This is a genomic window from Arthrobacter sp. Y3221159 (assembly GCF_059089885.1).
Window position 1 is genome coordinate 70,762 of sequence record NZ_JBNHFC010000001.1, and the last position, 12,588, is coordinate 83,349.

A 12,588-nucleotide genomic window follows, 5' to 3' on the forward strand; every position below is an offset into this window, starting at 1 on the left:
CGGTAGCCTACTCATACCGGACAAACCATAAGGACGTGGGACACAGATGAGCAACAAGAACATCGGCATCAAGGACGTGGCCGTCGCCGCCGGCGTTTCCGTGACAACTGTCTCCCACGTGCTCAACGAGGTTTCCTACGCCCGGATCAGCCCCGAAACCAGGGACAAGGTCAAGTCCGCCGCCGAGCAGCTCGGCTACGGCCCCAACCGCCTGGCCCAGGCCCTGCGCACGCAGCGGACCGGCATGCTGGGCCTGGTGAGCGAGGATATTGCCACCACGCCCCACGCCGGCCGCATCATCCTTGGCGCCGACGAGGCCGCGAAGGCCCGGGGGTACGGCCTCATGATCATCAACACCTCCGGCTCGGCGAGCCTCGAATCCCGGCAGGCCGACGTCGAAGCCCTCCTGGAGCGCCGGGTGGACGGCATCCTCTACGCCACCATGTACCACCGCAACGTGGAGCTGCCGGCCAACCTCGGCAGCGTGCCCTCCGTGCTGGTGGATTCGGTGGCCAAAGGCGGAAACATCACAGCCGTGATCCCGGACGAGGACGGCGGTGCACGCGCCGCCGTGGGCGCGCTCCTCGAAGCGGGCCACACCCGGGTGGGCTTCATCAACAACACCGACGATGTCCCCGCCACCCGCCAGCGGCTCCAGGCGTTCCGGGCCATGCTGACCGAAGCAGGGCTCGACGGCGACGCGGCACCTGTCGAGTCCGAGGTCTCCGAAGTGCACGGCGGCTACGAGGCGGCCCGGCGGATCCTGGCACGCAAGGACCGCGCCCACATGCCTACGGCACTGTTCTGCTACAACGACCGGATGGCGATGGGAGCCTACCGCGCCGCCGCCGAGCTGGGACTCAGCATCCCCGGTGACCTTTCGGTGGTCGGCTTCGATGACCAGGAGCTGATCGCCGCCAACCTCCACCCGGGCCTCACCACCGTGGCCCTGCCCCACTACGAGATGGGTGCCTGGGCCACCGAGCACCTGATTGACGCCGTCGAAGGGAAGACAGACCTGACCCTCATGGCACTCCACCCGACCATCCTGGGCTGCCCGCTGGTGCGCCGCGATTCCATCGCGGCTCCCCGGCCCTAGCAGCCAGCCCCTTCCACTTTCCAAGAGGACCGCACCAACATGTCCACCTTCCTTGATGCCGCACGCCCGGAAACACCTCCGGCCGGGACCGCCAGGTTCCGTCCCGCCATCCACTTCACGGCCCGGGACACCTGGCTGAACGACCCCAACGGCCTGGTCTTCCACGACGGCCTTTACCACCTCTTCTTCCAGAACAACCCGTATGGCAACGTGTGGGGGAACATGTCCTGGGGCCACGCCACCTCCCATGACCTGCTCCACTGGACGGAACACCCCGTGGCCATTGCCTGCGACGAAACCGAGGACATCTACTCCGGCAGCGTGGTGGTGGACCACGGAAACACGTCCGGCTTCGGCACGTCGGACGCACCTGCCCTCGTGGCCATCTACACCAGCGCCTACAAGGCCGCGTCCGAACACTCCGGCACGCAGGCGCAGTCCCTGGCCTACAGCACCGACGCCGGCATGACGTGGCAGAAGTACGGCGGAAACCCTGTCCTCACCAGGAACTCCGCGCACTTCCGCGACCCCAAAGTCTTCCGCTACGAGGGCGGGCAGAGTCCCTGCTGGATTATGGTGGCCGTCGAAGCGCAGCACCAGAAGGTGGTCTTCTACCGTTCGGACGACCTCAAGACCTGGGACTTCCTCAGCGACTTTGGCCCCATGAACGCAGACCAGGGCGAATGGGAATGCCCCGATCTCTTTCCCCTTGCCGTGGACGGGGACCAGGACAACGTCAAATGGGTCCTGATCGTCAACGTCAACCCGGGTGCGGTGGCGGGAGGTTCCGGAGGCCAGTACTTCGTGGGCGAGTTCGACGGCGCCCGGTTCGTCCCGGACTCCTCTTCAGTTGCGGCTCCGGCCGGGGTCAGCGCCCTGGGTGATTCCGCCGCAGCCGCTGCCGCCCTGCAGCAATGCCTGTGGCTGGACTGGGGGCGCGACTGCTACGCCTCCGTCTCCTTCAGCAACATTCCCGATGGGCGGCGCATCATCATCGGCTGGATGAACAACTGGGACTACGCCAACCAGCTGCCCACCGCTCCCTGGCGGTCCTCGATGACCCTCGCCCGCGAAGTGCGCCTCACCGCAGCCAGCGGCTCTGCCCGCCTGGTCCAGCAGCCTGTCCTGCCCGGCCACCCTGCCGTAGACGGGCCGCCCGCAGTCGCGGAGCGGATCATCTCGGAAGCGTTCGAACTGCAGGACTCGGTCCTGCGGTTGCCGGCTGCGGCACCCGGCAGCGCCCAGGTCATCGAGGCGGAGATCCTGCCCGGCAGTGCTGAGCACGTGGCCTTCCATCTGTTCGCCAACGAGGACGGGAGCACGGGCACCGTCCTGGGCTATAACGCCGCCACCGGCCGGCTCGTCCTGGACCGCCGCCGGTCAGGGGACACGGGCTTCCACGAAAAGTTTTCGTCCGTGGAGTCAGCGCCGCTGGTTCTTGAGGACGGCGTCCTCAAGCTGCAGATCGTCGCCGACCATTGCTCGGTGGAGGTCTTTGCGCAGGGCGGGGCGGTGGTCTTGACCGACCTCATCTTCCCCGACGCCGGAAGCCAGGAGAACTGGCTGGCGGCCGCGGGAGGCCCGGCAATAGTCCGGAAGCTCACGGTCTCAACCCTTGCCTGACGGCAGGATGGGCAATCCAAGAAAGGTCCGAAGAAATGTACACGAACGATGACCCCCAACCGGGCCTTGACGTCGTAGTAGTCGGTGAAGCCCTTGTGGACATCGTCGTCTCGTCCGCGGGCACCGTGGAGCACCCCGGCGGGTCACCGGCAAACGTGGCCTACGGGCTCGGGCGGCTAGGTGCGGCCACCGCGTTGCTGACCTCGATCGGCGACGACCCGCGCGGCGCGGCCATCGAGCAGCACCTGCGCAGCGCCGGCGTCGAACTCCTGCCCGGTTCCAAGGGGCCAGGCCGGACCGCCACGGCGACGGCGACACTGGCGTCCGACGGGTCGGCGCACTATGACTTCGACATCCGCTGGGACCTTGCGCGGATCGCCCCGGCGACGTTGCCCAAAGTCCTGCACACCGGCTCCATCGCCACCTTCCTGGCGCCGGGGGCGGCTGTGGTCAGGGAACTTCTTGAGCAGTCACACCGGCGCTGCATGGTCACCTACGATCCCAACATCCGACCTGCCCTGCTCGGCAGCCACTTCGAGGCGAAGACCATCTTCGAGGAACTCGTCCCGTTCACGGAGGTGGTCAAACTCAGCGACGAGGACGCACTGTGGCTCTACCCGCGGCTGTCCCTGGAGGACGTCTCACAGCGCATCCTGGACCTCGGGGCCGGGCTCGTCGCCGTCACCAGCGGAGCTGAGGGATCCCTGCTCACCACGGCAGGCGCGCAGATGGCCGTACCCCCGGTCGCTGCGGAAGTGGCGGACACCATCGGCGCCGGCGACTCCTACATGTCAGCCCTGGTCTACGGACTCCTCATGCGCGGGGCGGACGGGCTGGCGCCGTCCGTGCTGGAGTCGCTGGGCCGGATGGCCTCCAGGGCAGCGGCCATCACGGTCAGCCGCCCCGGCGCCAACCCGCCGACGGCGGAGGAACTGCAGGCCGGGCTCCCGGCGCATCAAACGGTGGCACCATGAGAACCAGAACGCAAAAGGAAGAGCCCATGCCAAGCAACAACTACTACGACGTAACCACGTGGCCGGTCGGCAATCCGGCCAAGGACGTGGGTGAAGTCATCAACAGCATCATCGCGGACATCAAGGAACGGCAGGCGGCCACCGACGTGAACGACGGCGGCAAGCCGGGCGCGGTGATCTACCTTCCGCCGGGGGACTACCACCTTCGCACCCAGGTGCTGATCGACGTCAGCTTCCTCCGGATCGAGGGCTCCGGGCACGGCTTCACGTCGTCGAGCATCCGCTTCAACGTGCCCGAAGATGAATGGCCGGACCTGCACGAGCTGTGGCCGGGCGGAAGCCGGGTCATCGTGGACCTTCCCCCTGCCGGGGATGGGGAGGAAGCCAAGGGCGCCGCCTTCTACATCGAGCGGAGCGGAAGCCCGCGGATCAGCTCGGTGGAGTTCTCCAACTTCTGCATCGACGGGCTGCACTTCACCCCTGACGGCTCGGAGCTGCATGCAGAAAACACCTACGTCAACGGCAAGACCGGCATCTATGCCGCGAGTGCCAACGACTCGTTCCGCATCACCGGCATAGGGTTCGTCTACCTGGAGCACGCCCTCACCATCTACCACGCAGACGCGCTGTCCATCCACGACAACTTCATTGCCGAATGCGGAAGCTGCATTGAACTGCGGGGCTGGGGACAGGCCTCAAAGATCACGGACAACCTGGTGGGGGCCGGCTTCAAGGGCCGCTCGATCTACGCCGAGAACCACGGCGGGCTCCTGATCACCGCGAACAACGTCTTCCCCCGGGGCGCGAGCAGCGTCCACTTCAAAGGGGTCACCCGTTCCAGCGTCACCAACAACCGCCTGCATTCCTTCTACCCGGGGATGGTGCTCCTCGAGGACAACAGCTCGGAAAACCTCGTGGCCACGAACCACTTCCTGCGCGACCACGAGCCTTGGACCCCATTCCTGGGGGTGGACAACGGACTGGACGACTCCACCGGGCTCCTCAGCATCAGCGGCAGCAACAACTCCGTGGTGGGCAACCACTTTTCCGAGGTCGTCGACTCGCAGAGCATCCGGCCGGCCGGTGCCACGCCTGTCATCATCAGGCTGGCGGCGGGGGCAGGCAACTTTGTCTCCAACAACCATGTGGTGGCCATGGACGTCTCCGCCAAGTCGAGTGACTCCTGCTTCGCCGCCCAGGTGGACGCCCTGCTGGCAACCGAAGCGTCCGAGGGCCTGGCCGTCACGACCGTCATGGTCGATGCCGCATCAGCCCGGAACACGATCCTTGATTCCGGAAGCGACGCCCAGGTTGTCCTGGACAAAACCGCCAACGCCTTCAGGGCCACCCCGACGATCGGCTTGTAGGAGGGGAAGCCCGCAGGATGGGGGAGCACGTAGTGGGGTTTAGTAAAACGAGTAGGCATTACGCGGGTGCCGGCCCCGGGGGGCTGCATAGATTCGGGGCATGGCAGAGGTAATTAATCGCAAGCACGGGCGCCGCAGGATGGCCACAGAAGCCAAGCGGGGCGTCCCACCCTACGTCGTCGTGAACGCCGTCCTGGTGGTCGGCCTGGCCATCGCCATTTTCGTGCTGAGCCGCTAGGCCGGCGGCCGTTAGCGGGGGATACGGCGCCCCCTGGACCGGCGCAGGAGCAGCAGGAGAACTGCGACTATCAGCAGTACCGGGGCAACTCCCAGGAGGAATCGCAATGTTTCGACTGCCAGCCCCAGGATGAAACAGATCCCGGCGAGAATGAAGATCCCAACCGCCAAATTCTTCATCCGTTCCACCTTCCGGTTGCAGTGATTGGAACAGCCTACGCGGTTGTCCGGCGATGCTGCCACGGGGCTCGGGCACGCATAAGAGGTCTGGCCCTAGGCCAGCGCCGGGGGCTCGAACCGTGTTGCCGGCGAGCCGCCGCCCAGGGCTTTGAGGATGTTCTCGGCCACGGTGCGGACCTTCAGGTTCCGCTGCCGGGACACCCCGGCGAGTTTACTGAATGCCTCCGTGTAGGAGCAGCGCGTCTGGCCCATAACAACCCCGCACGCCACGTCGATGGAGGTGCGGCTTTCCAGCACGGCTTTCAGGTTGTCGCCGGCGGACCGGATGCTGCGCACTTCCAGCGCCAGCTGCATGCTCTGCGACGCCACCCCGGCGAACGAGGTGGCCTCGCTGACCATGTCCGGGGTGAAGTCGAAACCTTCCGGCCCCAGGAACACCAGGGTGCAGGAAACGCGCGTCCCCACATCCACCGGCACCGCCAGTGCCGCGCCGTAGCCGGACGCAACCAGCCGCCGTCGGTATGCATCCCACCGCTGGGAGGAACCGTCCGCTGCCACCTGCACCGGCCCCGCGTCGGCCTGCATCATGGGCCCGTCACCGTACCGCTCCTCGGAGGATGCCAGGCACTCCGCCGGCCCTGTGCTCCCTGCCGTCACCGGCGGCGTTCCCGCACGGTGCAGGGTGGCGGCGCAGTCCACACCGGCCGAACCGCTGAGCGCCGCCGCGGCGGCCCCGGCCAGCCGCTGCACCGAATCGAGGTCCGTCTCGGCGCCGGTGACCAGGTCCAACAGAAGACCGGCGTGTCCCGTCCGCTTGCCTCCGGATACCGCCTGTACCGCCATGCTTCTTCCCCCACTCAACGTCAGGTCCCGCCCGCCGCAGCAGGCTTTAGACGAATCTAAGGGGACGCCCCAAGACAGGGCACGAGTAGTGGGTACTCTACTTTTCCTGCCGGTACTTGCCGCTACTTGCTTCCAGCCATTCCAGGAAGGTCTGGCGTCCGACGGCGGCGCCCGGCGCCGGGATCAGCGCACCGCTGCGCATGGCCTTTCCCATGAAGCCGGGAAGCGGGACTTCCACCACCTTTTTCCGCTGGCCGGTCCTGTCCAGGTACGAGCGGACCAGGCCGTCGAGCTCCTCCAGCCGCGGGCCGCCCAGGTCCCTGATGCGACCCTGCGGCCCAGCCTCCGCCGCTGCCAGAAGGGCCTCGGCCACTTCGCGGGCGGCCACCGGCTGGGTGAACATCTTGGGCACCAGCACCACAGGACCGGCGGAGGCCGTCTTCACCACGCGCGGCACGAACTCGTGGAACTGGGTGGACCGCAGCAGGGTCCACGGCACGCCGCCGTGCCGCACAGTGTCCTCCTGCACCAGCTTGCCTGCGTACAGGCCCGAGGTGGCCTTGTCGATGCCCACGATCGAGAGCACCACCTGGTGCTTCACACCGGCCTTCTTCTCCGCGGCCAGCAGGTTCTGCGAGGCGTTGGTGAAAAAGTCCACGGCCTTCTTGGTGGCCGTGCTGTTGATTCCAGACACGTCGATCACCGTGTCCACGCCCCGAAGCGCCTCATCCAGCCCGCGGGCGCTGACCAGGTCCACCCCATCGGCACGGCTCAAGCTGGCCACGTCATGGCCGCGCTCCCTGGCGAGCTCCACCACGTGGCGCCCGACCGTACCGGTTCCCCCTGCAACGGCAATCCTCATAGGAAAAATCCTATGCCCGCGGGGCTCCTCTTGCTGTCCATGTCAGAACTGCGCACGGAGGGCATACATGGTCTGTTTGCTGCACTGCATGATCCGCCGCAGGTGGGCTGCCGCCAGGTGGGGGAGCTCAACGCCGGGATCGGCGCGGGAGGAGTCCTGGCGCAGCCCCTTTTCAAGGTTCAACGCCAGGCCGGCCAGGCGTTCGGCGCCCACCATCTGGCTGGAGGTTTTCAGGCTGAGCACTGCATCCATCGCGCCGCGCAGGTCCCCGGTGGTCAGTGTCAGCCGCAAGCGCTCGGTCCTTATGGGCAGTTCCTTGATGTAGTTCTCCACGAAGACCCGCCAGATGCTCTCGTCGTCGTCCAGTTCGGCGCGCAGCCGTTGGAGCACGGACGGGTCAAGGAGGGGCCGGGGGAGGTTTTCGTCCTGCATCGGCAGTTGTCCCTTCACCAGGAGCGAGTGGCCCTCCTCCCCGTCATGAAGAAGAACCGCTGACTGCCCCCAGGCCTAGAAAGGACGCTACGGCCATGCGGTACGCAGGACACGAGTAGTGGGTACTCGAGTTTTCCGTCCGGCCGGGGCTCCACCTCTTGGAAGGCGTGTCCAATTTATTGGGGGCTTTTCCCCGTGTGCCGCCGGTTCCTTCTCACTACACTGGGACGCATGACTGAGCAGGAACCGGCCGGGGGCCGTGCTGCAGTTACTCCCGACGGCGGGGCAGGCTTTTCGGACGACCCCGCCATGGCTCACGCGGTGGACGGGGAAGGCGAGGCCGCGCGCCTCGCCGATCCTGGCGCCGTCGATACCTCTGTGCGGACTCCGAAGCAACGGTCCCGCACATTCCTGGGGATCCTGGTCAACACGGGGGTCGCCAACATCACCACCAGCTACCTGTGGTTCGCCCTGACGTTCTGGGTGTACCTGGAGACCCGCAACGTGATCGCCACCGGTGTGGTGGGCGGTGCGTACATGTTGCTGATTGCGCTCTCCAGCATCAGCTTTGGCACGTTCGTGGACCGGTACCGCAAGCTGGCCGTGATGCGCTTCGCCGCCGTCTTCACGTTGCTGATGTTCGTACTGTCCGGCGTGATGTTCCTGCTGACACCCGAAGCCCAGCTGCTGGACCTGGGGCAGCCCTGGTTCTGGCTCTTCACCATGATCATCCTGGTGGGCGCCGTGGTGGAGAACCTGCGCAACATTGCCCTGTCCACAACCGTCACCATCCTCATCGAACCGGACCGGCGGGCCAACGCGAACGGGATGGTGGGCATGGTGCAGGGGCTGATGTTCCTGGTCACCTCGGTGCTGTCCGGGCTGTCGGTGGGGCTGCTGGGCATGGGCTGGACCATCGCCGTCGCCATCGTCCTCACGGCGCTCGCCTTCGCGCACCTGCTCACCCTGCACATGCCCGAGGAAGTGCGGGCGGCTGCAACGGATGCCCAGGGCGGCTTCGACCTCCGGGGCGCCCTCGCCGCAGTCCTGGCCATCGGCGGGCTGTTCGCGCTGATCTTGTTCTCCACGTTCAACAACTTCATCGGCGGCGTGTACATGGCACTCATGGACCCGTACGGCCTGGAGATGTTCCCCGTGGAGCTGTGGGGCATCTTCCTGGCGGTGGGCTCCAGCGGGTTCCTGGTGGGCGGGGCACTGATCGGCAAGTTCGGGCTCGGCGCCAACCCGCTGCGGACCCTGCTCTTTGCCGTCGTGGCGATGGGGTTCCTCGGCGCGGTGTTCACTCTGCGCGAGTGGGCCTGGCTGTACGTTCTGGGCATCTGGCTGTATCTGACCCTGGTGCCCGTGGTGGAGGCGGCCGAGCAGACGGTCATCCAGCAGGTGGTGCCGCTGCCCAAGCAGGGCCGGGTGTTCGGCTTCGCCATGGCCTTCGAGTCGGCGGCAGCGCCCATCACAGCGTTCCTTATCGCGCCGATCGCCCAGTTCTGGATCATCCCGTACGCGCGTTCCACCGAAGGGGCGGCCCAGTTGGCGCCGCTGCTGGGCGAGGGCACGTCCCGCGGCATCGCCCTGGTGTTCCTGGTGGCCGGGATCATCATGGTCATCGCCGCGGTGCTGGCATTCTTCACCCCGGTCTACCGGCGGGTCTCGGCCGAGTATGCCGAGGCGGCCGAGGAGGCAAAGGCATCCGAGCCCGCTGAGGGCTAAGGCCCCACCTTTCCGGCGAGGGACGACGCGGTGGCCGCGGCCGCCGTCGTACTTTCTGGTTCTCCGTCCTGGGGCACATTGGCCGCCTGCCGCGGTGTTGGTCCCCTCTAGTTCCGGCGTGTCCGTGCGAATGTGCCCCACTTTCGCCGGAAATTCGCCCCGCCACTGTCCGGCATGCCACGAAAGGACTAGGGTTCTTGCTCCAGCATGCAAACAGAGGAGGCACACATGTCCGGTGAACCTGTGTTCTTTGAAATCGGCGTGGAGGACGCCGAGCGGGGCAAGCGATTCTACGGGGAACTTTTTGGCTGGGACCTGAGCCCGGGACCGTCCGGTAACGGATTCTCCATCCATAAGGCCGGAATCCCAGGGGGCATCCATGGCGGTGACCCCGGTGCGTCGCCTTACCTGTTCTTCAGGGTGGACAACCTGGACGCGGCGCTTGCACGGGTGCGGGAACTTGGCGGCTCCGTGGACGACACGGACCTGGGCGACCGCGACAGCAGCGCCGCGGAGTACGGCAGGTTCAAGCTGTGTAGGGACGATCAGGGCTCGGCCTTTGGCCTGCACCAACCGCCGGCAACGTGAGCGCGGGATTGGGCGTGAAACGCCCGGATGGGAGCGGGCGTCAGGGACTGGTGCCGGGGAGGGCGACGCGGCCCCGGCCCCAGGTCTTCCGCGCCGTCCAGGCCCCAGGGACCCACCGGCAGAGCGCCCAGTAGCCCACCCCGAACACCAGGGATCCGGCCACCGCCAGCACTTGGCTGACCGGAAGCAGCACCGGGTAGACCAGCCAGTGGGTGAGGTAGATGTAAAGGGAGGCCGCGGCCAGCCACCCCGTCACTCGGCGGAGCAGGGCCGGCACCGGCAGCGCCGGCACCCACGCGAGCAGCAGGATTCCGGCGGCCACGGTGACCTCCCGCACCGTGCTGTTGAAGAACCCGGGCAGGGTCAGCACGGTGATCAGGGATACCGTCAGCCGGTGGAGGTTGGTGCGGGCGCGTGCCAGGGCCCAGCCCAGCGCGAAGATCCAGAACACGGGCGGGGGCTTGGGCAGGCCGGGATCCACCAGGTCGTACCGGCTCAGCAGCGCAACGGCCACCAGGCCCAGCGCGAAAAGGAACGGCGCCCGGCGCTCCCACCGGTCCACCCAGGGGATGGCCATCAGCGCTCCCACCGCCAGCAGGATGTACACCAGCAGTTCCACGAACCAGAAGTGCCACTGGGTTGTCACCTGCTCCGGGCCCACCATGGCGTTCAGCAGGAAGATGTTCGCCACGGTGTAGTGGTCTGTCAGCAGGTATGCCACGGCGATGAACAGCACGGACGGCACCACGATGCGGGCCAGCCCGCGGAATTGGCGCCGCAGCCGCGGAACGCGCTGCTCGGCCAGCTGGAACCGGGCGAAGTTGTAGCCGGCCACAGCGAAGAGCAGGTGCGCGGTCTGGAAGGTGAACAGCTCCACATGGGTGGCTACCACGCACACGATGGCCGCCGCCCGGACCACCAGGGAGGTCTCCAAGAACGACAGGAAGCGCCTCTTGTTGCGTGCCGGGCGCCGGCGTTCCAGCTCCTTGACGGGCAGCAGGTGCCAGTCGGAGGGCAGCTTCCCCAGCACGCTTTCCAGCCGGACAGAGACCGCCACGTAGGACAGCGAGTCGCCGTCGAGGGAGACGAACGTGTCGTCATCCGCCACGCTCTCGCGCTCCAGGGCGTCCATGAAGATCTGCCGGATGTCGGCCTGGGCCTCCCGCGCCGCCCCGGAACCAGCAGCTGCGGGGACAGCCGCGGCGGGCCGGGTGCTGTCCGGAACAAGGTTGGTCTCAGCCACGCCCAGGGAGCGGACCGCCGGGTAGTCGATCTTGCCGGTTGCCAGGCGCGGGAGCTGCTCCACGGGGTGGACCACGACGGCGGCGCGCGGCAGCCCCAGGCTGCCGGCCAGGACTTTGGCGAGCATGCCGCCGTCGTGCTCGCCTTCGACGGCGGCGACGAGCAGGTCATCGGTGCCGGCCGCGGCCGCGGTAATGCCCATGCCGGCGAGGATCCGCTCCACCTGCCCCAGGTCCACGCGCAGGCCAACGATTTTCACGAACCGACTGCGCCGGCCCACCACCTGGTACAGGCCGTTCTCCTGCTGGCGTGCCAGGTCTCCGGTCCGCAGTTCGTGGATTTCCCGGCCCAAAGACAGGTCGGCAGGGGACTCGGCGTAGCCGAGCATGACGTTGGGGCCCGTGTAGACCAGTTCCCCGTCCGCCAGGTCCTCCACGGGGTCGATCCGGAACGTGCCGCCCGGCACCGGGACGCCGATGGTCTCCGCGTGCTGGGCAGCCAGGTCCGGGGGCAGGTAGGCCATCCGGGCGGTGGCCTCGGTGGCCCCGTACATGACGAAGAGGTCCCAGCCGCGGCGCTGCCCGGTCTCGGCCCAGGACCGGACCTTCTCAGGCGCCAGCCGCCCGCCGGCCTGGGTGACGTAGCGCAGCCGCGGCAGCTCCTTGTCCGCGAACCCCACCCGCTCCAGGAGGTCGAACGTATAGGGAACGGCGGCGAAGGAGGTGGCGTGCTGGTCCCGGAACAGGTCCCAGAAGCAGGGGTCCACCACGGAAAGGTCGGTGAGGACCAGCCCCGCCCCGCGGGTCAGGTGGCTGTTGACCACGGAGAGGCCGTAGCAGTAATGCAGGGGGAGCGTGGTGGCGGCCCGGTCGTCTGGGCCGATGTGCAGGTACTCGGCGATCGCCTCGGCGTTCGCGGAGAGGTTGGTGTGCGAGAGCCGGACCAGTTTCGGCGAACCCGTTGAACCTGAGGTGCTGAGCAGCAGCGCCAGGTCCGGGTGCAGGTCATGCCGGGTGCCGGTCCGACGCTCCTGGAGCATGGGCGTGCCGTCGCCGCCGCCGGGCCACAGCAGCGCGTCGGGGTCGTAGGCGTTGACCAGGGAGGCCAGGGCCTCGGGCTTGTCCGCCGGGGCCAGCAGGAGCGGATGGCCGCCCGAGAGTGCGGCAAGGTAGCCCACCAGGGAGTCCAGGTCGTTGCCGGCGGCCAGCACCACCAGCCGGCGTTCGGTTCCCAGCCTGGCAGCAGTCTGGTCCACCAGGGCTGCAAGCTCGCTGTAGGTTAGGGTGCCGTCAGCGGTGAGGACCGCCGGGCGGCCGCCGTGCCGGGCGAGGTCGGTGAACGCGACCCGGGCGAGTTCGGGCTGCGCGATCACAGCGCAGCCCTGCTGGGGTGAAGAGACATGGAAGGGCCTAA

The 12,588-nt window shown here is 67.4% G+C and carries 11 protein-coding genes; 7 read left to right on the plus strand and 4 right to left on the minus strand.

What is annotated here, in order from left to right; genetic code table 11:
• Positions 1 to 46 precede the first annotated feature (46 nt).
• The 5 genes from AC5RT3_RS00300 (at position 47) to AC5RT3_RS00320 (ending at position 5,301) form a co-directional block, all read left to right on the plus strand.
• Entirely contained in the window at positions 47 to 1,099 is a 1,053-nt protein-coding gene (locus AC5RT3_RS00300; protein ID WP_494051159.1) for a LacI family DNA-binding transcriptional regulator, read from the plus strand.
• 39 nt (positions 1,100 to 1,138) lie between these two features.
• Entirely contained in the window at positions 1,139 to 2,722 is a 1,584-nt protein-coding gene (locus AC5RT3_RS00305; protein ID WP_494051158.1) for a glycoside hydrolase family 32 protein, read from the plus strand.
• A gap of 35 nt (positions 2,723 to 2,757) precedes the next feature.
• A complete protein-coding gene (locus tag AC5RT3_RS00310; protein ID WP_494051157.1) occupies positions 2,758 to 3,696 on the plus strand; it encodes a carbohydrate kinase family protein in 939 nt (312 codons plus the stop codon).
• Positions 3,697 to 3,722: 26 nt separating this feature from the next.
• Entirely contained in the window at positions 3,723 to 5,063 is a 1,341-nt protein-coding gene (locus AC5RT3_RS00315) for a right-handed parallel beta-helix repeat-containing protein (RefSeq protein WP_494051156.1), read from the plus strand.
• Between the two features lie 100 nt (positions 5,064 to 5,163).
• On the plus strand, positions 5,164 to 5,301 hold the full coding sequence (locus tag AC5RT3_RS00320) for a hypothetical protein (RefSeq protein ID WP_494051155.1): 138 nt from the start codon (positions 5,164 to 5,166) through the stop codon (positions 5,299 to 5,301).
• Between the two features lie 272 nt (positions 5,302 to 5,573).
• On the opposite strand, the gene AC5RT3_RS00325 is transcribed toward AC5RT3_RS00320, so the two are convergent.
• The 3 genes from AC5RT3_RS00325 to AC5RT3_RS00335 all read right to left on the minus strand — a co-directional run bounded on the left by AC5RT3_RS00325 (position 5,574) and on the right by AC5RT3_RS00335 (position 7,617).
• Positions 5,574 to 6,323: an ANTAR domain-containing protein gene (locus tag AC5RT3_RS00325; protein WP_494051154.1), complete on the minus strand. Its 750-nt coding sequence runs from the start codon at positions 6,321 to 6,323 to the stop codon at positions 5,574 to 5,576.
• 97 nt (positions 6,324 to 6,420) lie between these two features.
• Positions 6,421 to 7,185 carry an SDR family oxidoreductase gene (locus tag AC5RT3_RS00330; RefSeq protein ID WP_494051153.1) on the minus strand — a complete coding sequence of 255 codons (765 nt, stop codon included), beginning with the start codon at positions 7,183 to 7,185 and terminating at the stop codon, positions 6,421 to 6,423.
• A gap of 42 nt (positions 7,186 to 7,227) precedes the next feature.
• Positions 7,228 to 7,617: an Hpt domain-containing protein gene (locus tag AC5RT3_RS00335; protein ID WP_494051152.1), complete on the minus strand. Its 390-nt coding sequence runs from the start codon at positions 7,615 to 7,617 to the stop codon at positions 7,228 to 7,230.
• A gap of 309 nt (positions 7,618 to 7,926) precedes the next feature.
• On the opposite strand from AC5RT3_RS00335, the gene AC5RT3_RS00340 reads away from it, so the two are divergent.
• Positions 7,927 to 9,345 (plus strand): MFS transporter, encoded by a 1,419-nt coding sequence (locus AC5RT3_RS00340; RefSeq protein WP_494123388.1) that lies wholly within the window; start codon positions 7,927 to 7,929, stop codon positions 9,343 to 9,345.
• A 228-nt stretch (positions 9,346 to 9,573) separates the two neighbouring features.
• Positions 9,574 to 9,933: a VOC family protein gene (locus tag AC5RT3_RS00345; RefSeq protein WP_494123245.1), complete on the plus strand. Its 360-nt coding sequence runs from the start codon at positions 9,574 to 9,576 to the stop codon at positions 9,931 to 9,933.
• A gap of 40 nt (positions 9,934 to 9,973) precedes the next feature.
• On the opposite strand, the gene AC5RT3_RS00350 is transcribed toward AC5RT3_RS00345, so the two are convergent.
• Positions 9,974 to 12,547 carry an AMP-binding protein gene (locus AC5RT3_RS00350; RefSeq protein WP_494123246.1) on the minus strand — a complete coding sequence of 858 codons (2,574 nt, stop codon included), beginning with the start codon at positions 12,545 to 12,547 and terminating at the stop codon, positions 9,974 to 9,976.
• Positions 12,548 to 12,588: the final 41 nt, after the last annotated feature.

What these genes read in the sequence shown, in the direction of transcription:
- AC5RT3_RS00320 (WP_494051155.1), top strand. Translation starts at nt 5,164, where the DNA reads ATGGCAGAGGTAATTAATCGCAAGCACGGGCGCCGCAGGATGGCCACA.
- AC5RT3_RS00305 (WP_494051158.1), top strand. Translation starts at nt 1,139, where the DNA reads ATGTCCACCTTCCTTGATGCCGCACGCCCGGAAACACCTCCGGCCGGG.
- AC5RT3_RS00330 (WP_494051153.1), bottom strand. Translation starts at nt 7,185, where the DNA reads ATGAGGATTGCCGTTGCAGGGGGAACCGGTACGGTCGGGCGCCACGTG.
- AC5RT3_RS00315 (WP_494051156.1), top strand. Translation starts at nt 3,723, where the DNA reads ATGCCAAGCAACAACTACTACGACGTAACCACGTGGCCGGTCGGCAAT.
- AC5RT3_RS00300 (WP_494051159.1), top strand. Translation starts at nt 47, where the DNA reads ATGAGCAACAAGAACATCGGCATCAAGGACGTGGCCGTCGCCGCCGGC.
- AC5RT3_RS00310 (WP_494051157.1), top strand. Translation starts at nt 2,758, where the DNA reads ATGTACACGAACGATGACCCCCAACCGGGCCTTGACGTCGTAGTAGTC.
- AC5RT3_RS00335 (WP_494051152.1), bottom strand. Translation starts at nt 7,617, where the DNA reads ATGCAGGACGAAAACCTCCCCCGGCCCCTCCTTGACCCGTCCGTGCTC.
- AC5RT3_RS00345 (WP_494123245.1), top strand. Translation starts at nt 9,574, where the DNA reads ATGTCCGGTGAACCTGTGTTCTTTGAAATCGGCGTGGAGGACGCCGAG.
- AC5RT3_RS00325 (WP_494051154.1), bottom strand. Translation starts at nt 6,323, where the DNA reads ATGGCGGTACAGGCGGTATCCGGAGGCAAGCGGACGGGACACGCCGGT.
- AC5RT3_RS00340 (WP_494123388.1), top strand. Translation starts at nt 7,927, where the DNA reads ATGGCTCACGCGGTGGACGGGGAAGGCGAGGCCGCGCGCCTCGCCGAT.